The following is a 22,302-nucleotide window of genomic DNA, read 5'->3' as shown; positions in this document are numbered from 1 at the left end:
CGGGACAGACCCGGCCCCCTCCGACGAGACACCGGCCGGCGAACCGGCGGGCCTGCGAACCGGAGCGCTCCTCGCGGAGCGCGCCGGATCAGGAGACGCCCAGCTCCTTGGCGTTGGCCTTCAGGTCCTCGATGCCACCGCACAGGAAGAACGCCTGCTCGGGGAAGTGGTCGTAGTCACCGTCGCAGATCGCGTTGAACGCGGTGATCGACTCGTCGAGCGGAACGTCCGAACCGTCCACGCCGGTGAACTGCTTGGCGACGTGGGTGTTCTGCGACAGGAAGCGCTCGACACGACGGGCACGGTGGACGACGAGCTTGTCCTCCTCGCCCAGCTCGTCGATACCGAGGATCGCGATGATGTCCTGGAGGTCCTTGTACTTCTGCAGGATCCCCTTGACGCGCATCGCCGTGGCGTAGTGGTCCGCCGCGATGTACCGCGGGTCGAGGATGCGGGACGTCGAGTCCAGCGGGTCCACGGCCGGGTAGATGCCCTTCTCGGAGATCGGACGGGAGAGAACCGTCGTCGCGTCGAGGTGGGCGAAGGTGGTCGCCGGCGCCGGGTCGGTCAGGTCGTCCGCGGGGACGTAGATCGCCTGCATGGAGGTGATCGAGTGACCACGGGTCGAGGTGATGCGCTCCTGGAGGAGACCCATCTCGTCGGCCAGGTTCGGCTGGTAACCCACCGCGGAGGGCATACGGCCGAGCAGGGTCGACACCTCGGAACCGGCCTGGGTGTACCGGAAGATGTTGTCGATGAAGAAGAGCACGTCCTGCTTCTGCACATCGCGGAAGTACTCCGCCATGGTCAGACCGGCCAGGGCGACGCGCAGACGGGTGCCCGGGGGCTCGTCCATCTGGCCGAAGACGAGCGCCGTCTTGTCGATGACGCCGGACTCGGCCATCTCCTCGATGAGGTCGTTGCCCTCACGGGTACGCTCACCGACGCCCGCGAACACCGACACACCGTCGTGGTTGTTGGCGACGCGGTAGATCATTTCCTGGATCAGAACGGTCTTGCCGACACCGGCACCACCGAACAGGCCGATCTTTCCACCCTTGACGTACGGGGTGAGAAGGTCGATGACCTTGACGCCGGTCTCGAACATCTCGGTCTTCGACTCGAGCTCGTCGAAGCGGGGCGCCTTGCGGTGGATCGGCCAGCGCTCGGTGACGTTGGCGTTCTCCTCCGGGTAGTTCAGCACCTCACCGAGGGTGTTGAAGACCTTGCCCTTGGTGAAGTCACCGACGGGGACGGTGATGCCCGTGCCCGTGTCGGTCACCGGGGCCTGGCGGACCAGGCCGTCGGTCGGCTGCATCGAGATGGTACGGACGAGGCCGTCACCCAGGTGCTGCGCGACCTCGAGGGTCAGGGTCTTGAGCGCGCCGTCCTCGGCCGGGTCGGAGACCTGGACCTCGAGCGCGTTGTAGATGTCGGGCATGGCGTCGACGGGGAACTCCACGTCGACGACCGGGCCGATGACCCGGGCGACGCGGCCCGTGGCAGCGGCCGTCTCAACAGAGGTCGTCATTACTTGTCACTCCCCGCGGTCGCGTCAGCCATGGCGCTCGCGCCACCGACGATCTCGCTGATTTCCTGGGTGATTTCGGCCTGGCGGGCCGCGTTGGCAAGCCGGGAGAGGCTCTTGATGAGCTCACCGGCGTTGTCGGTCGCCGATTTCATCGCGCGGCGGCGGGCGGCGTGCTCGGAAGCAGCGGCCTGCAGCAGCGCGTTGTAGACGCGGCTCTCGACGTAGCGCGGCAGAAGGGCGTCGAGGACGTCCTCCGCCGACGGCTCGAACTCGAACAGCGGAAGGATCTCGCCCTTCGCGCTGTCCTCCTCCGCGGCCTTTTCGAGGCTCAGCGGCAGCATCCGGCCGTCCACCGCGTTCTGCGTCATCATCGACACGAATTCCGTGAAGACGATGTGCAGCTCGTCGACGCCGCCCTCGGCCGTCTCGGTCCGGATGGCCTCGATCAGCGGCGCCGCGACGCGCTTGGCGTCGGCGTAGGCCGGGCTGTCGGTGAAGCCGGTCCACGAGTCCGTGACCTTGCGCTCACGGAAGCCGTAGTAGGCGACACCCTTGCGGCCGACGATGTAGCTGTCGACCTCCTTGCCCTCCGAGCGGAGCCGCTCGATGAGCCGGTCGGCCTGCTTGATGGCGTTCGAGGAGTAGCCGCCGGCCAGACCGCGGTCGCTCGTGATGAGCAGGACCGCGGCGCGGGTCGGCGCCTCGACCTCGGTGGTCAGGGCGTGCTTGGTGTTCGAACCGGTCGCCACCGCGGTCACCGCGCGGGTGAGCTCGGTCGCGTACGGCATCGACGCCGCCACCTTGCGCTGCGCCTTGACGATGCGCGAGGCGGCGATCATCTCCATCGCCTTGGTGATCTTCTTGGTCGCCGTGATGGCACGGATGCGACGCTTGTAGACCCGGAGCTGCGCTCCCATGAGTCAGGTCCCTTCCGTCGTCACTTGGAGACGTTGACGGCCGGAACGTCCTCGCCCAGAAGCTTGCCGTCCGAGGTCTCGAACTGGCGCTTGAAGCCGGCGATGGCGTCCGCGATCGAGCCGAGCGTGTCGTCCGACATCTTGCCGCCGTCCGCGATGGAGGTGAGGAGGTCCTTGCGCTCGCGGCGCAGGTGCTCCAGCAGCTCCGACTCGAAGCGACGGATGTCCTCGACCGGGACGTCGTCCATCTTGCCGGTGGTACCGGCCCAGACGGAGACGACCTGCTCCTCGACGGGCATGGGCTGGTACTGGCCCTGCTTCAGCAGCTCGACCATGCGCTTGCCGCGCTCCAGCGAGGCCTTCGACGCGGCGTCCAGGTCGGAACCGAAGGCGGCGAACGCCTCCAGCTCGCGGTACTGGGCCAGGTCGACGCGCAGACGGCCGGAAACCTGCTTCATGGCCTTGTGCTGCGCGGAACCACCGACGCGGGAGACCGAGATACCGACGTTCAGCGCCGGGCGCTGGCCCGCGTTGAACAGGTCGGACTCCAGGAAGCACTGGCCGTCGGTGATGGAGATGACGTTGGTCGGGATGAACGCCGACACGTCGTTGGCCTTGGTCTCGACGATCGGCAGACCGGTCATCGAACCGGCGCCCATGTCGTCGGAGAGCTTGGCGCAACGCTCCAGCAGGCGGGAGTGCAGGTAGAAGACGTCACCCGGGTAGGCCTCACGGCCCGGCGGGCGGCGCAGCAGCAGCGACACGGCGCGGTAGGCGTCGGCCTGCTTCGACAGGTCGTCGAAGATGATCAGGACGTGCTTGCCGGCGTACATCCAGTGCTGACCGATGGCGGAACCGGTGTACGGCGCCAGGTACTTGAAGCCGGCCGGGTCGGACGCCGGGGCGGCGACGATCGTCGTGTACTCGAGCGCGCCGGCCTCTTCCAGGGCGCCGCGAACGGACGCGATGGTCGAGCCCTTCTGGCCGATGGCGACGTAGATGCAGCGGACCTGCTTGTTCACGTCGCCCGAGCGCCAGTTGTCGCGCTGGTTGATGATCGTGTCGACGGCCAGAGCGGTCTTGCCGGTCTGGCGGTCGCCGATGATCAGCTGACGCTGGCCACGGCCGATCGGCACCATCGCGTCGACGGCCTTGTAGCCGGTCTGCATCGGCTCGTGCACCGACTTGCGGACCATGACGCCCGGGGCCTGCAGCTCGAGGGCGCGACGGCCTTCGGTCGCGATCTCGCCGAGACCGTCGATCGGGTTGCCGAGCGGGTCGACGACACGGCCGAGGTAGCCCTCACCGACGCCGACGGAGAGCACCTCACCGGTGCGCTGCACCGGCTGGCCCTCCTCGATACCGCTGAACTCGCCGAGGACGACCGCACCGATCTCGCGCTCCTCGAGGTTGAGGGCGAGACCGAGGGTGCCGTCCTCGAACTTCAGCAGCTCGTTCGCCATGGCGGAGGGCAGGCCCTCCACCTTCGCGATGCCGTCGCCGGCAACGCTGACCGTTCCGACCTCCTCGCGCGAGGCCGCGTCCGGCTGGTACGACTGGACAAAGTTCTCCAGTGCGTCCCGGATCTCCTCCGGCCGGATCGTGAGCTCCGCCATCTGGGTTCCCTGCTCTCCTTGTTGGGCCTGAAGCTTCTTAGGGGTCTGGGGGTGACCCCCAGGAATCTTCTGCAAGTTCTGCACGGCCCAACCGGGCCGCTAGGAATGCTTTGTTCTTTTGGTGGCTGGTCAGCCGGCCATGCGGCGGGACGCCTCGGAAAGGCGCTCCGCGATGGTGCCGTCGATGACCTCGTCGCCGACACGCACCGTGATCCCGCCGAGGACCTCGGGGTCCACGTCGAGGTTCAGGTGCATCTGGCGGCCGTACAGCTTGGCCAGCACCGCACCGAGACGCTGCTTCTGCACGTCGCTGAGCGGAACCGCGCTGGTCACGGTGGCGACCATGCGGTCACGGCGCTCGGCGGCGAGCTTGGAAAGGGACTCGAGTCCCGCTTCCAGGCTACGTCCACGCGGGTGCGTGACGATACGGGTGACCAGACGCTCGGTGACGGCGTTCGCCTTGCCGCCGAGGAGGCTGCGGAGCAGCCCGCCCTTGGCGGAGACGGTGGCCGCGCGGTCGGTCAGCGCGCTGCGCAGCTCGGTGTTCGAGGCGACGATCCGGCCGAAGCGGAAGATCTCGTCCTCGACGTCGTCGAGCGCGCCGCTCCGCTGGGCCGCCGTGAGGTCGGCGGTGGCCGCCAGCTCCTCCAGCGCGTCCACCAGGTCGCGGGACTGCGACCAGCGGGAGCGCGCCATGCCGGACACCAGGTCGAGGGTTTCCCCGCCCACCTGGCCGGACAGCAGCCGGCCGACCAGCTCGGCCTTGGCCTCGCCGGACTGCGCCGGGTCCGTGATGACCCGACGCAGCGAGACCTCACGGTCGAGCAGCGCGGTGACGGCTGCCAGCTCGCCGGCGAGCTTCGCCGCGTCGACGGACGTGTTGTCCGTCAGCGCGTCGAGACGCTCGCGCGCGGAGGCCAGCGCCTCGCGGCTCGCTCCGTTCATCGGGCCGCCTCGGCCTTCTCCTCGAGCTCGCTGAGGAAGCGGTCGATCGTGCGGCTCTGCCGGGCGTGGTCCTCGAGGGACTCACCGACGAGCTTTCCGGCCAGGTCGGTGGCGAGCTTGCCCACGTCCTGACGCAGCGCCTGAGAGGCGGCCTTGCGGTCTGCCGCGATCTGGGCGTGACCGGCAGCGATGATCTCCTCACGCTGCCGCTGGCCCTCTGCGCGCAGTTCTTCCTTGAGCGCAGTGCCCTGCTCCAGCGCTTCCTGGCGCAGGCGCGCGGCCTCGTGCCGGGCTTCGGCGAGCTGGGCCTTGTACTGCTCCAGCACGCTCTGGGCCTCGGTCTGAGCGGCTTCGGCCTTCTCGATACCGCCCTCGATGGCCTCGCGGCGCTCGTCCAGAACCTTGTTGATGTTCGGGAGGAGCTTCTTCGCGAGGAACCCGAAGACGATGACGAAGGCGATCAGACCGATGACGAGCTCGGGGATCGGCGGGATGAGAGGGTTTTCCATCTCAGCCGCGAGAACCATGAGGTTCACATCAGTGCCTTTCGTCTAGTGGGCTGTTCGTCGAGACCGAGGATCAGGAGCTCGGGTAGACGAACGGCATGACCAGACCGATCAGGGCGAGCGCCTCACAGAAGGCGAAGCCGAGGATCTGGTTGGCGCGGATCAGGCCGGCAGCCTCGGGCTGGCGGGCGAGGGCCTGGGTGCCGTTACCGAAGATGATGCCGACGCCGACGCCGGGGCCGATGGCCGCGAGACCGTAACCAACGGAGCTGAGGGAGCCGGTGACGGCGGCAAGGGTCTGGGACATGCCAGTTCTTCCTTCTCTTTCACGGACCGGTGGGGGTTGGCCACCGGACGAATACGGGGGGCTGGGCGGGACGGGGTCCGACTCAGTGGTGCTCGGCGAGCGCGCCCTGGATGAAGCTGCAGGCCAGGAGGACGAAGACGTACGCCTGGACGGCCTGGATGAAGAGCTCGAAGGCGGTCATGACGATGACCATCACGAACGAGACACCCGCGTAGGCGATGCCGATGCCGTTCAGCAGGTACCAGCTGGCGATCGTGAAGAGCAGCAGCAGGGTGTGACCCGCGAACATGTTCGCGAAGAGTCGGACCGCGTGGGTGAAGGGGCGGACCAGGACGTTCGAGAAGAACTCGATGATCATGATCAGCGGGAGCACGCCGCCGAGGCTCTTGTCGTAGCCGGTGAGGTTCTTGAAGCCGCCGACGAAGCCGTGGCGCTTGAAGGTGACCGACATCCAGATCACGTAGACGATCAACGCGAGGATCGCCGGGTACGCGATGATCGAGGTCACCGGGAACTGCGCCACCGGGATGATCGACCAGACGTTCAGGATCCAGACGAAGAAGAACAGCGAGACCATGAAGGGGACGTACTTCTCGCCCTCCTTCTTGCCGAGCGTCTCGTAGACGATGCCGCGGCGCACGAAGTCGTAGCCGGCCTCGGCGACCATCTGGAGCTTGCCCGGGACCATCTTCGGCTTGGCGAAGGCGGCCCAGAAGAAGCCCACGATGATGACGGAGCCCAGGAGGGCCAGCAGCATCGGCTTGTTGAAGTAGACACTCGTGGTGCCGGGTTCGCCCCACAGCGGCTCGAAGAGGAACGAGTGCAGGCCCGGGCCGGGGAAGCCACATCCGTCGAAGATGTGACAGTCGGTCTCGAAGGCGAGGACCTGCGTCGGGTCAGCACTCACCGCGGGCTCCTTCAGCGTGGCGCATAGGTACGGCAACCTCGTTGTGTCGGCGCGGCGCGCAGCCGCGGTTCGGCACTGGACTGGTGTTACGGATGGTGGGGCGGCAGTCAGGCATCGAGCCTCGCGATGGAACAGGCGTCAGCTCAGATGCCCGCGCCCGCAGTGCCGCAGTTTGAACCGGACGATAGCAGCATCTCGAACGCGCACTTATCCCGGCCCTACCCCTCACGACTTCGGCCCCGGATTTTCGGGCTTTTCGCCCTTTGCCGAGTCCGGTTCGACGTAGAGGATCTTGGCTTTCATGTGAGCACGCGTCTGTGCGCCGATCCACACCAGGGTGGTGACGACGAGCGTGATCGCGAACACTCGGGGGTTGAAGAGTGTCGTGTTCTTGAACGCGGCGAGAAACACGAAGAGCAGCAGGATCTGCGTGGCGTAGAGCATGAGGCCCATCGCCTGGAACAGGTGCGGCAGGGATTTCGCGGTGCGCTGCAGGACGACGAATCCGATGCCCATGAACAGGATCACGACCAGCGTCGCGACGATGGCCCCGACGGCTCCCTTGCCACCGGCGACCAACCCGCCGACGACGGCGGCTACAGCGCCGGCGATGGCTGTGGGCACAGCGGTTTGCAGGAGGGATCGGACGTCATCAGACCGCATGGCGGTTTCGCTCCGCGTGGTGGTGGGGGCACTGGACTCGTACAGGACGAGCGTAAGCCCGGACCGAGAGAGGGCCTCGGGCCAAGGGACCGTCGCACTACGGTCCTTCGGCTCTGTCGCCGGGTTTAGTGAACGGTATCACAAACTATTTGATGAGAGCTTTACCTGCCTGGTGTGCCGACTGTCACACATGAGAGTGACCCTGCGCGTGTGTGCGCGACAAGGGGTCCACTTGCATGCTAAAGGGCACCCATGTCCGACATGCTCCCGGCCGGTCAGCGAGCGGATTCAGCCTTACGCCGGTCGGGGAAGCGCGAACGGGGGCCCACGGCGGTCGCTCCGTTGACGCCCGAGACGCCCGCGGCGATCGGCCGGGCGGGCTGGGGTTCCGCACCGGAGGCGTCCTGCGCCGCCGCCTCCGCGGCGGCCTCGGCGGCCCGCGCCGCGTGCCGGTAGCGCGGGGGCACCAGGCCCTCGGCCCAGCGCGGTGCGCGCGGCGTGAAGCGCGGCAGGAGCAGCAGGAACAGCCCGATCGCGCTGAGCACCGCGATCACCAGCACGATCCACATGGCGGTGGAGTGCACCGAGTACGCCACGGTGCCGAAGGCGATCAGCCCGGACCAGAAGTACATGATCAGGACCGCACGGCTGTGCGAGTGGCCGAGCTCCAGCAGGCGGTGGTGCAGGTGGCCGCGGTCCGCCGCGAAGGGCGACTGTCCCTTCCATGTACGGCGCACGATGGCCAGGATCAGGTCCGCCATCGGGATCGCGATGACCGTCAGGGGCAGGATCAGCGGGATGTACGCGGGCAGCATCGCGTGCGTCGCGTTGCGCTCACCACCGGCGAACAGGGCCAGCGTGTCCGGGTCGACCTGCCCGGTCAGGGAGATCGCCGCGGCGGCCAGGACCAGGCCGATCAGCATCGATCCGGAGTCCCCCATGAAGATCCGCGCCGGGTGCATGTTGTGCGGCAGGAAGCCCAGGCACATGCCCATCAGGATCGCGGCGAAGAGGGTCGCGGGGGCCGCGGACTCGATGCCGTAGCCGAACCAGATGCGGTACGCGTACAGGAACAGGGCCGCGGCGGCGATGCAGACCATGCCGGCGGCCAGGCCGTCGAGGCCGTCGACGAAGTTCACCGCGTTGATGGTGATCACCACCAGCGCCACGGTGAGCAGGTTGCCCTGCCACTGGGTGAGCGGCACCGTGCCGATGAACGGCACCGGGATCCACAGGATCGTCAGGCCCTGCATGACCATCACGCCTGCGGAGATCATCTGCGCGCCGAGCTTGATCAGGGCGTCGAGCTCGAACTTGTCGTCGAGGACGCCGATCAGCCAGATCAGCGCGGCACCGGAGAGCAGCGCGCGCGGTTCGTTCGACTTCTCGAAGACCGCGTTCAGGTTCTGCAGGTGGTCGGCGACCAGCAGGCCTGCGCACAGCCCGCCGAACATGGCGATCCCGCCGAGGCGCGGCGTCGGCTCGCGGTGCACGTCGCGGGCGCGGATCTCGGGCATGGCCCCGGCCGCGATCGCGAACTTCCGCACGGGTCCGGTCAGCAGGTAGGTCACCGCGACCGTGACGCAAAGCGTCAGCAGATATTCACGCACGGGCTGCCCCAGATGTATCGCCGGCCATCTCAGCCCCACACATTAGCTGCGATGTCCCCTCCACCGAGGACGCGAGGTGGCCGTATCGCGGTTGCGGTACGACGCTCTTGTCCTGCTTACTCCCCGTACGGGGGAAATCCTGCCGTCAGCTCGCCGACCTCCGTACGTGTACCCGCCGTGTCCCCGCGCAGCGCCGCGATGAGCAACTCGGCGATCCGGCGCATCTGCGGCTCCCCCATCCCCTGGGTGGTCACGGCCGCCGTACCCAGGCGCACGCCCCTCCGGTCCCCGTACGGCAGGACGCAGGTGTCGAGCACGATCCCCGCGGCGGCCAGCCGGCCGCGGGCGGCCGCCCCGTCCACGCCCAGCGCCGAGGGGTCGGCGGTGATCATGTGGGTGTCGGTGCCGCCCGTGGTGATCACGCACCCGTGGTCCTCCAGCTCCGCGGCCAGGGTCCTGGCGTTGGCCACGACCCGGTGGGCGTAGGTCGCGAACGCCGGACGCGCCGCCTCGCCGAAGGCCACGGCCTTGGCGGCGATGGTGTGCATCTGCGCGCCGCCCTGCGTGAAGGGGAACACCGCGCGGTCCACGCGCTCGGCCAGCTCCGCGCCGCACAGGAGCATCCCGCCACGCGGTCCCCGCAGCACCTTGTGCGTGGTCGCGCAGACGATGTCGGCGTAGGGCACCGGGCTGGGCGCGGCTCCCCCGGCGACCAGGCCGATCGGGTGCGCGGCGTCGGCGATCAGGTACGCCCCCACCTCGTCGGCGATCTCGCGGAAGGCCGAGTACTCCGGGTGACGGGGATAGGAGATGGAACCGCACACGATCGCCTTGGGGCGGTGCGCGCGGGCCAGCTCCTGCACCTGCCGGTAGTCGATGAGCCCGGTGTCGGCGTCGACCCCGTAGCCGACGAAGTCGAACCACTGCCCGGAGAAGTTCGCGGGCGAGCCGTGGGTGAGGTGTCCCCCGTACGGCAGCCCCATCGCCAGCACGGTGTCCCCGGGCCGCAGCAGCGCGGCGTAGGCGGCGAGCACGGCGGAGGAGCCGGAGTGCGGCTGCACGTTCGCGTGCTCGGCCCCGAAGAGGGCCTCGGCGCGCTCCACGGCCGTCCGCTCGGCGGTGTCCGCGTACTCGCAGCCCCCGTGGTAGCGGGCGCCGGGGTACCCCTCGGCGTACTTGTTGGCGAGCGGCGAACCGAGCGCGGTGAGCACGGCGGCGGAGGTGAAGTTCTCGGCCGCGCTCAGCTGCAGGGTGGCGGCCTGGCGCCGGCCCTCCCCGTCGAGCACGTCGGCCATCTGCGGGTCCTGCCGGCGCAGCAGGTCCGTGGGCTGGGTGATGACGCTCATGGCGCGGCTCCAGGAGTACCGGGTTACCAGCCACTCTAGGCCCGCGGCCCCGGCGGCGCCCTGCCGGCGGGTCCATGCGGCCCGCGCCCGGCGTCGGCCCGCGACCCCCGTCCGGGCAATGACCACCGGGTCCAGCGCCTGGCCGAGCACCTCCCCGAACCACCCCTCGCACCGCTCGGCCACCGGGGTCAGCGGCGGGTGGTGACCCCCGTCAGGGCCGTGACCACCGGGTCCAGGGCCTGGTTGAACACCTTCCCGACGCGCCCCTCGCACCGCTCGGCCCCAGGGGCCTCCCGGGCCTCGGCCCGCTGCGTCGGCCTCCGGCCACCGGGGTCAGCGGCGGGTGGTGACCCCCGTCAGGGCCGTGACCACCGGGTCCAGGGCCTGGTTGAACACCTTCCCGACGCGCCCCTCGCACCGCTCGGCCCCAGGGGCCTCCCGGGCCTCGGCCCGCTGCGTCGGCCTCCGGCCGCCGGGGTCAGCGGCGGGTGGTGACCCCCGTCAGGGCCGTGACCACCGGGTCCAGGGCCTGGTTGATCTCGTCGCCGATGGAGCGGAAGAAGGTGATCGGCGCCCCGTACGGGTCGTACACCTCGTCGGCGTCGGGCGACGGCGCCAGCAGCCAGCCGCGCAGCGCGGCCGCGGCCCGGACGAGGGCCCGCGCGCGCTCCGCCATGCCGTCGTCGAGCGGCGGCAGGGTGGCCGGATCTATCGCCCGCACCAGCCGGGTGAACTCCTTCAGCGTGAAGGTCCGCAGCCCCGCGGAATGGCCCATAGAGATGACCTGCGCCCGGTGGTCGCGCGTGGCGGTCAGCACCAGGTCGGCCCGGATGACGTGCTCGTCCAGGAGCTCCCGCCCGGTGAAGCCGGAGGCGTCGGCGCCGAAGTCCGCGAGCACGGCGGCCGCGTTCGCCTCCATGGGGGCGCCCTCGTGCCCCCAGGTCCCGGCGCTCTCCACGATGAGCTCGCCGTGGAGCGGACCGCCCAGGCGGTGCGAGAGGGCGTGCCGCGTCAGCCGCTCGGTGATGGGCGAGCGGCACACGTTGCCGGTGCTGACGTGGAGTATGCGGAAACTGCTTCCCCCAGCTATGCCACGCCCCTCAGGGCTCACGGGGCGACCTCGAGGTCGGGTACGACCTCCCGCAGCTGGTCGGCGGTCAGTGCCCCCTCGCGCAGCAGGACGGGCACCTTCCCCGTGACGTCGACGATCGAGGACGGCTGGATTCCGGGGGTCGGGCCGCCGTCGAGGTACACGGACACCGAGTCGCCCAGCATCTCGCGGGCCGCGTCGCAGTCCTCGGGCGCCGGGTGCCCGGTCAGGTTGGCCGAGGACACGGCCATCGGGCCGACCTCGGTGAGCAGCTCGATCGCGACGGGGTGCAGCGGCATGCGCACGGCGACGGTGCCGCCGGTGTCGCCCAGGTCCCACGCCAGGGACGGCTGGTGCTTGGCGACGAGGGTGAGCGCGCCCGGCCAGAAGGCGTCCACGAGCTCCCAGGCCTGCTCGGAGAAGTCCGTGACGAGGCCGTGCAGGGTGTTCGGGGAGCCGATCAGCACCGGGGTGGGCATGCCGCGGCCGCGGCCCTTGGCGGCGAGCAGGTCGTGGACGGCCTCCGGGCTGAAGGCGTCCGCGCCGATCCCGTAGAGGGTGTCGGTGGGCAGCACGACGAGCTCGCCGCGGCGCACGGCGGATGCGGCTTCACGCAGGCCCGTCTTGCGGTCCGTCGCGTCGTTGCAGTCGTATCGCCGGGCCATCAGCGGGCCTCCTCGTGCAGCAGGGGGGTGGCGGGAGTCGTCGCGCCGGTCACGGCAGGGCCTTGCGTGCCGTCGCGAAACGGGGGCGGTTGTTGAGGTCCGGGTGGTCGGCCGCGTCGGCCCAGCCCCGCTCCTCCGCGAAGATCCACGGCACCTGGCCGCCCTGGGTGTCGGCGTGCTCGACGACGACGATCCCGCCGGGCCGCAGCAGACGGTGCGCGGTGCGTTCCAGGCCGCGGATGGTGTCGAGGCCGTCCTCGCCGGAGAAGAGCGCCATCTCCGGGTCGTGGTCGCGGGCCTCGGGCGCCACGTACTCCCACTCGGTGAGCGGGATGTACGGCGGGTTGGAGATGACCAGGTCGACCTGGCCGTCGAGCTCGGGCAGCGCGCTCAGGGCGTCGCCCTGGTGGACGGTGACCCGGGAGCCCTCGGCGTTCTTACGGGTCCACCGCAGGGCGTCCTCGGACAGCTCGACCGCGTGCACGCGCGAGCGCGGCACCTCCTGCGCCATGGCCAGCGCGATCGCGCCGGAGCCGGTGCACAGGTCGACGATCAGGGGCTCGACCACGTCCATGGCCCGGACGGCCTGTATGGCCCAGTCCACGACCGACTCGGTCTCGGGCCGGGGCACGAAGACCCCGGGCCCGACCTGGAGCTCCAGGTAGCGGAAGAAGGCGCGGCCGGTGATGTGCTGGAGCGGCTCGCGCGCCTCGCGGCGGGCGACGGCCTCCCAGTAGCGGGCGTCGAAGTCCGCGTCCTTGACGTGGTGCAGTTCCCCCCGCTTGACGCCGTGGACGAAGGCGGCGAGCTCTTCCGCGTCGAAGCGCGGTGAGGGCACGCCGGCGGCGGCCAGCCGCTGGGTGGCCTGGGCCACCTCGGCAAGCAGCAAGTTCACGCTGGTCCTCCGGGCTGCTGTCGTACGGGGGGTGGTGCGGGGGTTCGGTCAGTGCGCGGCGGCGAGCTTGGCCGCGGAGTCCGTGTCCACGCAGGCCTGGATGACCGCGTCGAGGTCTCCGTCGAGCACCTGGTCCAGGTTGTAGGCCTTGAAGCCGGTGCGGTGGTCGGAGATCCGGTTCTCCGGGAAGTTGTACGTGCGGATCTTCTCGGACCGGTCCACGGAGCGGACCTGGCTGCGGCGCACGTCGGAGGCCTCCTGCTCGGCGGCTTCCTGGGCGGCGGCCAGCAGGCGCGAGCGCAGGATGCGCATGGCCTGCTCCTTGTTCTGGAGCTGGCTCTTCTCGTTCTGGCAGGAGGCGACCACACCGGTCGGGATGTGCGTGATGCGCACGGCCGAGTCGGTGGTGTTGACGGACTGGCCGCCGGGGCCGGAGGAGCGGTACACGTCGATGCGCAGGTCGTTCGCGTTGATCTCGACCTCGACCTCCTCGGCCTCCGGGGTGACGAGCACGCCGGCGGCGGAGGTGTGGATGCGGCCCTGGGACTCGGTGGCCGGAACGCGCTGGACGCGGTGCACGCCGCCCTCGTACTTCAGGCGGGCCCACACGCCCTGGCCGGGCTCGGTGGCGCCGTTGCCGCCCTTGGTGCGGACGGAGACCTGGACGTCCTTGTAGCCGCCGAGCTCGGACTCGGTGGCGTCGATGATCTCGGTCTTCCAGCCCACGCGCTCGGCGTAGCGCAGGTACATGCGCAGCAGGTCGCCCGCGAACAGGGCGGACTCGTCGCCGCCCGCGCCGGCCTTGACCTCGAGGAGCACGTCCTTGTCGTCGCTGGGGTCGCGCGGGACGAGCAGCAGGCGGAGCTTCTCGGTGAGCTCCTCGCGCTGCTGGCCCAGCTCCTTGACCTCGGCGGCGAAGTCGGGATCGTCGGCCGCGAGCTCCTTGGCCGTCTCGATGTCGTCGCCGGTCTGCTTCCAGGCACGGAAGGTCGCGATGATCGGGGTCAGCTCCGCGTAGCGCTTGTTCAGCTTGCGCGCGTTGGCCTGATCGGAGTGGACCGAAGGGTCGGCGAGCTGCTTCTCGAGGTCGGCGTGTTCGCCGACCAGTTCCTCGACCGCCTCGAACATCGGGGGACTCCTGTGGTGAAAGTGCGGGGGGACTGCACGGGTGACGGGCTTCGACGACGACAAAGGCGCCGGTCCGGCCGCCCCCGAGTGGACAGGGGGCGGCCGGAGACCGGCGCCTGGGTCGCGCTACTTCTTGGCCGCGCCCTTGCCGAAGCGCGCCTCGAAGCGGGCCACACGGCCACCGGTGTCGAGGATCTTCTGCTTGCCCGTGTAGAACGGGTGGCACTCGGAGCAGACCTCGGCACGGATGGTGCCCTCGGTCAGGGTGCTACGGGTGGTGAACGACGCGCCGCAGGTGCAGCTGACCGCGGTCTCGACGTACTCGGGGTGAACATCGCGCTTCAAGGTGTCTCCTAGATTCGGGAGGGCGCCGGGTCGCAGGAGCCGAATTGCGTACTGCGTGAACCGGGGCCGACAGACCAGTCTGCCAGGACCGGGCTGCCTGTCAAAATTCTGAGGACGCCTCCTTCAACGGGAGGGGGGCCGCATCTATTCCGGCCGGCGTCCGGACCCCCTGCCGAGGCCCCGGCGGGCGGTGCCTACTGGACGATCGACCCGGCCGTGCCCTTGTCGCCGGCGGAGTTCGCGGTGGCCTCGGCGGGGATGGGCCGGTCCGCCAGCAGGGCCTCCCAGACCAGTGCGGACTCCTTCTGCAGCGGGGCGACGCGGTTGGCGTCGAGCGGGTCGGCCGCCACCGGCAGGGTGATCATCTGCATGTCCTGCGCGTCGATGCCCTGGAGCCCCTGGGCGAACCCGGCTAGGGACTTCACGTCGCCGAGGCCCTTGTCGGTGGTGAGCGCCTTGGTGCCGGCGTCGGCGAGGTCCAGCAGGCGCTTGGGGTTGTCGAACACCCCGACGCTCTTGACCTGCTTGATCAGCGCCTTGATGAAGGCCTGCTGGAGCTGTATTCGGCCCAGGTCGCTGCCGTCCCCGACGCTCTTGCGGGTCCGGACCAGTCCGAGGGCCTGCTCGCCGTTCAGCTTGTTGGGGCCGGCCGCGAGGTCCAGGTGGCTGGCGCCGTCCTTGATCGGCTTGGTCGTGGTGACCTCGACGCCGCCGAGGGTGTCGATGATCTTCTTGAAGCCGGTGAAGTCGACCTCGATGTAGTGGTCCATGCGGATCCCCGACATCTTCTCGACGGTCTTGACCGCACAGGCGGCCCCGCCGACGGTGTACGCCTCGTTGAACTGCCGACGCTTGCCGCCCGGGTCGGTCTTCCCCTTGCCGACGGGGCACTCGGGCCGCGCCGTCATGGTGTCCCGGGGTATGGAGACCACGCTGGCCTTCTGGTGCCCCTCGTAGAGGTGGACGACCATCGCGGTGTCGGAACGGGCGGAGCCGCCGTCGTCCGGGCCGTACTCGCCGTTGGCGCCGCCGCGGGAGTCGGAACCGAGGACGAGGATGTCCATCGAGCCGTTGTCGACGTTCGCCGGGCGGTCGGTGCCCAGGGCCTGGTCGATGTCGACGGTCTTCAGGTTGCCGTTGAGCTTGAAGTAGAACCAGCCCAGCCCCGCGCCGCCGAGGAAGACCACGGCTGCGGCGCTCCAGGCCGCCGTCACGAGGGCTCTGCGACGCCTCGCCGGTTTGCGTCGCCGGCCCGTGGCCCTCCGGCCGCGGCCCTTGGTGTCCTCGGTCATGCTCTCCTCAGTCCTGAGTCCGGTCCCCTGCTCCGTTCAGGCCCGCCGTCCCCTCCCGCGGGTCCCCTGACACAGACGGGCTAATGCCCCGAAGGGTTCCGTAGGGTGCGTGCCGGGCGCGGATGTGGCGAAGCTCGCAGGGGCGTACGGGGGCCCCGCGAGGCTCCCCGCGGGGCTCCTGCCGCGCCCTCGGGCCCGGGGCCCGGGCAGGGGCCGCGACGCGCGGCAGCCCCCGCCGCGGGTGCGGCGGGGGCTGCTGTGACGGGACCGCGGGGCGGACGTCAGTCGTCGTTCTTGCCCGACGGGGTCGTCTTCGCGATCTGCATCAGGAACTCGGCGTTCGACTTGGTCTGCTTCATCTTGTCGAGGAGCAGTTCGATCGCCTGCTGCGAGTCGAGCGCGTGCAGCACCCGGCGCAGCTTCCAGACGATGGCGAGCTCCTCCGCGTTGAGGAGGATCTCCTCCTTGCGGGTGCCCGACGGGTCGACGTCGACGGCCGGGAAGATGCGCTTGTCGGCGAGCTTCCGGTCGAGCTTGAGCTCCATGTTGCCGGTGCCCTTGAACTCCTCGAAGATCACCTCGTCCATGCGCGAGCCGGTGTCGACCAGCGCGGTGGCCAGGATGGTCAGCGAGCCGCCGTCCTCGATGTTGCGCGCGGCACCGAAGAAGCGCTTCGGCGGGTACAGCGCGGTCGAGTCGACACCACCGGACAGGATGCGGCCGGAGGCGGGCGCCGCGAGGTTGTACGCGCGGCCCAGACGGGTGATGGAGTCGAGCAGGACGACCACGTCGTGACCCAGCTCGACGAGACGCTTGGCGCGCTCGATGGCCAGCTCGGCGACGGTGGTGTGGTCCTCGGCCGGACGGTCGAAGGTCGAGGAGATGACCTCGCCCTTGACCGACCGCTGCATGTCGGTGACCTCTTCCGGACGCTCGTCGACCAGGACGACCATCAGGTGGCACTCGGGGTTGTTCGTGGTGATCGCGTTGGCGATCGCCTGCATGATCATGGTCTTGCCGGTCTTCGGCGGGGCCACGATCAGGCCGCGCTGGCCCTTACCGATCGGCGACACGAGGTCGATGATGCGGGTGGTCAGCACGCCCGGGTCGGTCTCCAGGCGCAGCCGGTCCTGCGGGTACAGGGGCGTCAGCTTCTGGAACTCCGGTCGGCCGCGGCCGGATTCGGGCGCCATGCCGTTGACGGAGTCCAGGCGCACGAGGGCGTTGAACTTCTCGCGGCGCTCGCCGTCCTTGGGCTGGCGCACGGCACCGGTGGTGTGGTCGCCCTTGCGCAGGCCGGCCTTGCGGACCTGGGCGAGGGAGACGTACACGTCGTTGGGGCCGGGCAGGTAGCCCGAGGTCCGGATGAACGCGTAGTTGTCCAGGATGTCGAGGATGCCCGCGACGGGGATCAGCACGTCGTCGTCGGCGACCTGCGGCTCGTTCGGCGCGAACTCGTCGCGGCCGCGACGGCCACGGCGGTCGCGGTAGCGGCCGCGGCGGCCACGGCGGCCGCCCTCGTCGTCGAAGTCGTCCTGCGGACCGTTGTCCTGGCGGCCCTGCTGGCCCTGGCCCTGGCCCCGGCCGCCCTGCTGCTGGCGGTCGGCGCGGTCCTGCCGGTCGGCGCGGTCCTGCCGGCCGCCGCCCTGGCCGCCCTGCGCGCCCTGGCCCTGGCCGCCCTGGCCCTGGTCGTCGGCCTTGGCGCCGCGGTCACGGCGGTCGCGCTGGCGGTCGCCGCGCTCACGGCGGTCACGGCGGCTGCGGCCCTCGCCGTCGGTGCCCTGGGCCTGGCCCGCGGAGACCGCGGTGGCGGCCTCGGCCTTGGGCTCGGCGGGAGCGGTGGCCGTGTCGGCCTTCTGCTCGACCTGCACGGAACCGGCGGCCGAGCCCTCCGGGCTGCCGGACGGGGCGGTGGCGCGACGGCGGCGGCGCTCGCCGGCCGGGGCGTCCTCTCCCCCGCTCTCGGCCGCGCTCGAACGGGAGGGGCCCCCGGCCGGCTGGCCCGGGATCTCGATCTGCGTCTGCGCGGCGGGCTTCTCGGCGGGGGCCGCGGGGGCCTCCGCCGGAGCGGCGTCGGCGGCGGTCGTACGGGCCTTGCTGGTGGCGCGGCGCTTCGGCTTGGCCTCTGCGGTGTCCGCGGTGGCGGAGGCCTTGGGGGCACCGCTGCCCCCCTGCGCCTCCTTGATGACCTCGATCAGCTGGCTCTTGCGCATGCGCGCGGTGCCCCTGATGCCGAGGCCCGACGCGACCTGCTGCAGCTCGGCCAGGACCATGCCGTCAAGGCCGGTGCCGGTGCGACGACGCTTGGGTGCGGCGCCCGCGGCGGGGGCACTGGCGTCGACAGAGGTGTCGGCAGCGCCCATCAGATCGGTGGTGTCGCTCACGAAGGGTCCTTCCCTGGAGCGGACGTCGGCCTGTCTGGCTCGGCGACCGGTTGTGCTGTCCGGCTGCGGTCCTAGGTGTGGACCGTGCCGGGGCGGTGGTCCGCCGATAGAGATACGGCGGAAAGAAACGTGCGTGGGTTCCGGCGAGAGCCCCCGAGCTGAAAGCGTGGGAAATTCACGCCGATTCCGGAGCGTGCTCGAAACTGCTGGAAGTGAATCAGAGCAGTCGGGGAGGCTCCCGGAAGAAAGGTGGTCCCGGATGGGGACACTGAGCACCGAGCCACGGCGGCTTCCGATGCGCACTTGAGACTAACACTACCGGATCCAATAGATATTCCCCCTCTCAATCACGGGCAATCGCGGTCCTCCGCGCGGACGCCCTGCCCCGGCCGTCCGCCCCTGACCGGCTGTCCTGCCGACCGGCAGGACTAGCCGCCCTGGGTTCCCAGCGGAAGCACGCTCGCGCCCGCGGCGTCGAGGGTCAGCCGGTTGGCGGCCCATCCCTCGCCCGCGAGCTGCGCGACCTTGTCGGCCGCGCCGTTGTCGACCAGCGCGAGGACCGTGGGGCCCGCGCCGGAGATGACCGCGGGAACGCCGTCCGCCCGCAGTCGGTTGACGAGTGCCACGCTCTCGGGCATCGCCGGGGACCGGTACTCCTGGTGGAGCCGGTCTTCGGTGGCCGGCAGCAGGAGCTCGGGACGCCTGGTCAGGGCTTCCACGAGCAGGCCCGCGCGGCCCGCGTTGACGGCCGCGTCCACGTGCGGGACGGTGCGCGGCAGCAGGCCGCGCGCGGTCTCGGTGAGGACGGGCCGGGACGGTACGAAGACCACCGGAACGATGGATTCGGCGGGCTCCATGCGGATCGCCTTGGCACTGCCCCCGTCCATCCACGCCAGGGTGAACCCGCCCAGCAGGCAGGCGGCGACGTTGTCGGGGTGACCCTCGATCTCGGTGGCGAGTTCCAGCAGCGCCGCGTCGTCGAGCTTCGCCTCGCCGCCTATGGTGACGGCGCGGGCGGCGACGATGCCGGCGCAGATGGCGGCGGAGGAGGAGCCGAGGCCGCGGCCGTGCGGGATGCGGTTGGCGCAGACGACCTCCAGGCCGCGCGGCTGGCCGCCCAGCAGGTCGAAGGCGGTGCGCATGGACCGTACGAGCAGGTGGCTCTCGTCCCGCGGGAGGGTGTCGGCACCCTCGCCCGCGATGTCGATGTTCAGGCCGGAGTCGGCCACCCGGACGACAACGTCGTCGTAGAGCCCCAGGGCCAGGCCCAGGGCGTCGAAGCCCGGGCCGAGGTTGGCACTGCTGGCGGGGACGCGCACCCGTACGGCGGCGGCGCGGAACGCTGGACCGGCCATCGTCCGATGACACTCCTTGTGACTGTGCGAGGACTTCGCTCTTCGCTGGCTCGCTGTGAATGTACTGGAGAACGCACGACACCCGAAGGCCCTCGGGGCAGCACCGCAGTCATATGCGCGGTGGCGGATGTAAGTACAGCGTATCGAAGGAAGGTTCTCTCGCGACATAGGGCGCACAGGAGGCGCACGATGCGTGTCGTCGACTTCGACCGGTTCAGCCGCACTTTTGTCGTCGTACGGGGTGAGTTGCCGGGTTTCGGAGGGCCGGCCGCCCGCCTCGGGAATACCTCGAAGGCGTACGGGAACCCTCCGGAACCCGGCTCACTCGGTCGCTCGGTCAGACCAGTCCGAGCCGCACTGCGGCGGCTTCGGCGTCCACCGGAACGGTGACGGGCTGCGGAGCGCCGGCGACCGCCCAGTCGGGGTCCTTCAGGCCGTTGCCGGTGACGGTGCACACGATCCGCTGGCCCGGGTCGACCAGTCCGAGCTCGGCCGCCTTGAGCAGACCGGCCACGGAGGCGGCCGAGGCGGGCTCGACGAAGACACCCTCCTGGGAGGCCAACAGTCGGTAGGCAGCCAGGATCTGGCGGTCCGTCACCTCATCGATGAAGCCACCCGACTCGTCCCGCGCCTGCAGGGCGTAGTCCCAGGAGGCCGGGTTGCCGATCCGGATCGCGGTGGCGACGGTGTGCGGCTCCTTGACGACCTCGCCGCGCACGATCGGCGCGGAGCCGGAGGCCTGGAAACCCCACACGCGGGGCGTACGGGAGGCCAAGCCGTCGGCCTTGTACTCCTTGAACCCCTTCCAGTACGCGGTGATGTTGCCCGCGTTGCCCACCGGAAGCACGTGCACGTCGGGGGCGTCGCCGAGCGCGTCCACGATCTCGAACGCGGCCGTCTTCTGGCCCTCGATGCGCACCGGGTTGACGGAATTGACCAGAGCCACCGGGTAGTTGTCGGAGAGGGCGCGGGCCAGGTCGAGGCAGTCGTCGAAGTTGCCGTCCACCTGGAGGATCTTGGCGCCGTGCACGAGGGCCTGCCCCATCTTGCCCAGCGCGATCTTGCCGCGGGGCACGAGCACCGCGCAGACCATCCCGGCGCGCACCGCGTAGGCGGCGGCGGAGGCCGAAGTGTTGCCGGTGGAGGCGCAGATGACCGCCTTCGCCCCCTCCTCCTTCGCCCGGGTGATCGCCATGGTCATGCCGCGGTCCTTGAAGGACCCGGTGGGGTTGGCCCCCTCGACCTTCAGGTGCACCTCGCAGCCCGTGCGCTCGGACAGCACCTGCGCGGGGACGAGAGGAGTGCCGCCCTCGCGGAGCGTCACCACGGGAGTCGTGTCCGTCACCGGCAGCCGGTGGCGGTACTCCTCGATGATGCCGCGCCACTGGTGGGTGCGATTGCTGCTCATGGGTCCTTACTCCCCTTCAACACGCATGATGCTGGCGACACCGCGCACGGTGTCCAGCTTCCGCAGCGCCTCGACGGTCCCCGAGAGGGCGGCGTCGGGCGCGCGGTGGGTGACGACGACGAGGGAAGCCTCGCCGTCCTTGCCCTGCTGGCGGACGGTGTCGATCGAGACACCGTGCTCCGCGAAGGTCGTCGCCACCTGGGCGAGGACGCCCGGCTTGTCCGCCACATCGAGGCTGATGTGGTAGCGGGTGACGACGTCCCCCATGGGGCTGACCGGCAGCTGGGTGTACGCCGACTCGCCGGGCCCCGTTGCCTCGGCGAGCTTGTTGCGGGCGACCGCGACGAGGTCGCCGAGGACCGCGGACGCGGTCGGCGCGCCGCCCGCGCCGGGCCCGTAGAACATGAGCCGTCCGGCGGCCTCCGCCTCGACGAAGACGGCGTTGTACGCCTCGCGGACGGAGGCGAGCGGGTGGCTGAGCGGGATCATCGCCGGGTGCACGCGGGCGGTGACGGACTCGCCGTCCGCGGCGCGCTCCAGGATCGCGAGGAGCTTGATCGTGCAGCCCATCCGCTTGGCGGAGGCGAAGTCGGCGGCGCTGACCTCGGTCATGCCCTCGCGGTACACGTCGTCCAGGCGGACGCGGGTGTGGAAGGCGATGCCGGTGAGGATCGCGGCCTTGGCGGCGGCGTCGTAGCCCTCGACGTCGGCGGTCGGGTCGGCCTCGGCGTACCCGAGCGCGGTGGCCTCGTCGAGCGCCTCCTGGTAGCCGGCGCCCGTCGTGTCCATCTTGTCGAGGATGAAGTTCGTGGTGCCGTTGACGATGCCCATCACCCGGTTGATCTTGTCGCCGGCGAGGGACTCGCGCAGCGGGCGGATCAGCGGGATGGCGCCGGCGACGGCGGCCTCGTAGTAGAGGTCCAGCCCGGCCTGCTCGGCGGCGGCGTGCAGCGCGGCGCCGTCCTGGGCCAGCAGCGCCTTGTTCGCGGAGACCACCGAGATGCCGTGCTCGAAGGCGGTGGTGATCAGGGAGCGGGCGGGCTCGATGCCGCCGATGACCTCGATGGCGATGTCGATGTCACCGCGTTTGAGGAGGGCGGTGGCGTCGGTGGTGACCAGGGCCGGGTCGATGCCCTCGCGCACCTTGGAGGGGCGGCGCACGGCCACGCCGGCGAGCTCGACGGGCGCCCCGATCCTCTGCGTGAGGTCGTCGGCGTGCGTCGTCATGATGCGAGCCACCTCTGAGCCGACCACTCCACAGCCCAGCAGCGCCACCTTCAGCGGACGCGTACGCATCATTCGACCTACGCCTTTCGATCTTCCATCAATACCCCGCGCGCGGATTGCGCGCGGGGTCTGAACCAGTCTCACTCAATGGACAGCAGTTTCCAT

At 70.3% G+C, this 22,302-nt stretch carries 20 protein-coding genes; all 20 read right to left on the bottom strand.

Annotated elements, in window-relative coordinates; translation table 11 throughout:
- Positions 1–88 precede the first annotated feature (88 nt).
- Positions 89–1,531, bottom strand: coding sequence for a F0F1 ATP synthase subunit beta (gene atpD, locus ACPU2J_RS23320; protein ID WP_361591512.1), 1,443 nt, complete (start codon positions 1,529–1,531; stop codon positions 89–91).
- Entirely contained in the window at positions 1,531–2,448 is a 918-nt protein-coding gene (locus tag ACPU2J_RS23315) for a F0F1 ATP synthase subunit gamma (protein WP_361591510.1), read from the bottom strand. Before ACPU2J_RS23315 ends, atpD begins: the two co-directional genes overlap by 1 nt.
- Before the next feature lie 20 nt (positions 2,449–2,468).
- Entirely contained in the window at positions 2,469–4,064 is a 1,596-nt protein-coding gene (gene atpA, locus ACPU2J_RS23310; RefSeq protein WP_360870217.1) for a F0F1 ATP synthase subunit alpha, read from the bottom strand.
- 129 nt (positions 4,065–4,193) lie between these two features.
- Positions 4,194–5,009 (bottom strand): F0F1 ATP synthase subunit delta, encoded by an 816-nt coding sequence (locus tag ACPU2J_RS23305; protein WP_361591508.1) that lies wholly within the window; start codon positions 5,007–5,009, stop codon positions 4,194–4,196.
- The gene (locus tag ACPU2J_RS23300) at positions 5,006–5,536 is read right to left on the bottom strand and encodes a F0F1 ATP synthase subunit B (protein ID WP_361591506.1); all 531 of its coding nucleotides are present in this window, start codon (positions 5,534–5,536) and stop codon (positions 5,006–5,008) included. The genes ACPU2J_RS23305 and ACPU2J_RS23300 overlap by 4 nt, the downstream gene beginning before the upstream one ends.
- Before the next feature lie 52 nt (positions 5,537–5,588).
- Positions 5,589–5,822, bottom strand: coding sequence for an ATP synthase F0 subunit C (gene atpE, locus ACPU2J_RS23295; protein ID WP_007266589.1), 234 nt, complete (start codon positions 5,820–5,822; stop codon positions 5,589–5,591).
- An 82-nt stretch (positions 5,823–5,904) separates the two neighbouring features.
- Positions 5,905–6,744: a F0F1 ATP synthase subunit A gene (atpB, locus tag ACPU2J_RS23290; protein WP_365134006.1), complete on the bottom strand. Its 840-nt coding sequence runs from the start codon at positions 6,742–6,744 to the stop codon at positions 5,905–5,907.
- Between the two features lie 210 nt (positions 6,745–6,954).
- Positions 6,955–7,392, bottom strand: coding sequence for a hypothetical protein (locus tag ACPU2J_RS23285; protein ID WP_361591504.1), 438 nt, complete (start codon positions 7,390–7,392; stop codon positions 6,955–6,957).
- A 275-nt stretch (positions 7,393–7,667) separates the two neighbouring features.
- Positions 7,668–9,002, bottom strand: coding sequence for an MraY family glycosyltransferase (locus ACPU2J_RS23280; protein ID WP_361591503.1), 1,335 nt, complete (start codon positions 9,000–9,002; stop codon positions 7,668–7,670).
- Between the two features lie 116 nt (positions 9,003–9,118).
- Positions 9,119–10,348, bottom strand: a complete 1,230-nt coding sequence (glyA, locus tag ACPU2J_RS23275; RefSeq protein ID WP_361591501.1) for a serine hydroxymethyltransferase — start codon at positions 10,346–10,348, stop codon at positions 9,119–9,121.
- A 478-nt stretch (positions 10,349–10,826) separates the two neighbouring features.
- Positions 10,827–11,459: a protein-tyrosine-phosphatase gene (locus tag ACPU2J_RS23270; RefSeq protein WP_361591499.1), complete on the bottom strand. Its 633-nt coding sequence runs from the start codon at positions 11,457–11,459 to the stop codon at positions 10,827–10,829.
- Positions 11,456–12,103, bottom strand: a complete 648-nt coding sequence (locus ACPU2J_RS23265; protein ID WP_365069556.1) for an L-threonylcarbamoyladenylate synthase — start codon at positions 12,101–12,103, stop codon at positions 11,456–11,458. The genes ACPU2J_RS23270 and ACPU2J_RS23265 overlap by 4 nt, the downstream gene beginning before the upstream one ends.
- A 49-nt stretch (positions 12,104–12,152) precedes the next feature.
- Entirely contained in the window at positions 12,153–12,998 is an 846-nt protein-coding gene (prmC, locus tag ACPU2J_RS23260; protein ID WP_030853584.1) for a peptide chain release factor N(5)-glutamine methyltransferase, read from the bottom strand.
- A 48-nt stretch (positions 12,999–13,046) separates the two neighbouring features.
- Positions 13,047–14,126: a peptide chain release factor 1 gene (gene prfA, locus ACPU2J_RS23255; protein ID WP_361591495.1), complete on the bottom strand. Its 1,080-nt coding sequence runs from the start codon at positions 14,124–14,126 to the stop codon at positions 13,047–13,049.
- Between the two features lie 126 nt (positions 14,127–14,252).
- Positions 14,253–14,471: a 50S ribosomal protein L31 gene (gene rpmE, locus ACPU2J_RS23250; RefSeq protein ID WP_030008686.1), complete on the bottom strand. Its 219-nt coding sequence runs from the start codon at positions 14,469–14,471 to the stop codon at positions 14,253–14,255.
- A gap of 194 nt (positions 14,472–14,665) precedes the next feature.
- The gene (locus tag ACPU2J_RS23245; protein WP_361591493.1) at positions 14,666–15,763 is read right to left on the bottom strand and encodes an LCP family protein; all 1,098 of its coding nucleotides are present in this window, start codon (positions 15,761–15,763) and stop codon (positions 14,666–14,668) included.
- A gap of 281 nt (positions 15,764–16,044) precedes the next feature.
- On the bottom strand, positions 16,045–18,147 hold the full coding sequence (rho, locus tag ACPU2J_RS23240) for a transcription termination factor Rho (protein ID WP_423833930.1): 2,103 nt from the start codon (positions 18,145–18,147) through the stop codon (positions 16,045–16,047).
- 428 nt (positions 18,148–18,575) lie between these two features.
- Complete coding sequence (gene thrB / locus ACPU2J_RS23235) at positions 18,576–19,502, bottom strand: homoserine kinase (RefSeq protein ID WP_365069564.1); 927 nt, start codon at positions 19,500–19,502, stop codon at positions 18,576–18,578.
- Positions 19,503–19,839: 337 nt separating this feature from the next.
- Entirely contained in the window at positions 19,840–20,910 is a 1,071-nt protein-coding gene (gene thrC, locus ACPU2J_RS23230) for a threonine synthase (protein WP_423833929.1), read from the bottom strand.
- 6 nt (positions 20,911–20,916) lie between these two features.
- Positions 20,917–22,209: a homoserine dehydrogenase gene (locus tag ACPU2J_RS23225; protein ID WP_420079584.1), complete on the bottom strand. Its 1,293-nt coding sequence runs from the start codon at positions 22,207–22,209 to the stop codon at positions 20,917–20,919.
- Positions 22,210–22,302 lie beyond the last annotated feature (93 nt).

It is taken from the genome of Streptomyces manipurensis, assembly GCF_049570255.1.
In the GTDB taxonomy this organism is placed as follows: Bacteria; Actinomycetota; Actinomycetes; order Streptomycetales; family Streptomycetaceae; genus Streptomyces; species Streptomyces manipurensis.
This window is presented reverse-complemented; position numbering and strand designations above follow the sequence as displayed.

Bases quoted from the DNA above. Each gene is read 5' to 3' on its own strand.
- atpA (WP_360870217.1), bottom strand. From the start codon at position 4,064: ATGGCGGAGCTCACGATCCGGCCGGAGGAGATCCGGGACGCACTGGAG.
- atpD (WP_361591512.1), bottom strand. From the start codon at position 1,531: ATGACGACCTCTGTTGAGACGGCCGCTGCCACGGGCCGCGTCGCCCGG.
- atpE (WP_007266589.1), bottom strand. From the start codon at position 5,822: ATGTCCCAGACCCTTGCCGCCGTCACCGGCTCCCTCAGCTCCGTTGGT.
- ACPU2J_RS23225 (WP_420079584.1), bottom strand. From the start codon at position 22,209: ATGATGCGTACGCGTCCGCTGAAGGTGGCGCTGCTGGGCTGTGGAGTG.
- ACPU2J_RS23265 (WP_365069556.1), bottom strand. From the start codon at position 12,103: ATGGCCCGGCGATACGACTGCAACGACGCGACGGACCGCAAGACGGGC.
- prfA (WP_361591495.1), bottom strand. From the start codon at position 14,126: ATGTTCGAGGCGGTCGAGGAACTGGTCGGCGAACACGCCGACCTCGAG.
- ACPU2J_RS23300 (WP_361591506.1), bottom strand. From the start codon at position 5,536: ATGGTTCTCGCGGCTGAGATGGAAAACCCTCTCATCCCGCCGATCCCC.
- ACPU2J_RS23315 (WP_361591510.1), bottom strand. From the start codon at position 2,448: ATGGGAGCGCAGCTCCGGGTCTACAAGCGTCGCATCCGTGCCATCACG.
- thrB (WP_365069564.1), bottom strand. From the start codon at position 19,502: ATGGCCGGTCCAGCGTTCCGCGCCGCCGCCGTACGGGTGCGCGTCCCC.
- thrC (WP_423833929.1), bottom strand. From the start codon at position 20,910: ATGAGCAGCAATCGCACCCACCAGTGGCGCGGCATCATCGAGGAGTAC.
- ACPU2J_RS23285 (WP_361591504.1), bottom strand. From the start codon at position 7,392: ATGCGGTCTGATGACGTCCGATCCCTCCTGCAAACCGCTGTGCCCACA.
- ACPU2J_RS23245 (WP_361591493.1), bottom strand. From the start codon at position 15,763: ATGACCGAGGACACCAAGGGCCGCGGCCGGAGGGCCACGGGCCGGCGA.
- ACPU2J_RS23305 (WP_361591508.1), bottom strand. From the start codon at position 5,009: ATGAACGGAGCGAGCCGCGAGGCGCTGGCCTCCGCGCGCGAGCGTCTC.
- glyA (WP_361591501.1), bottom strand. From the start codon at position 10,348: ATGAGCGTCATCACCCAGCCCACGGACCTGCTGCGCCGGCAGGACCCG.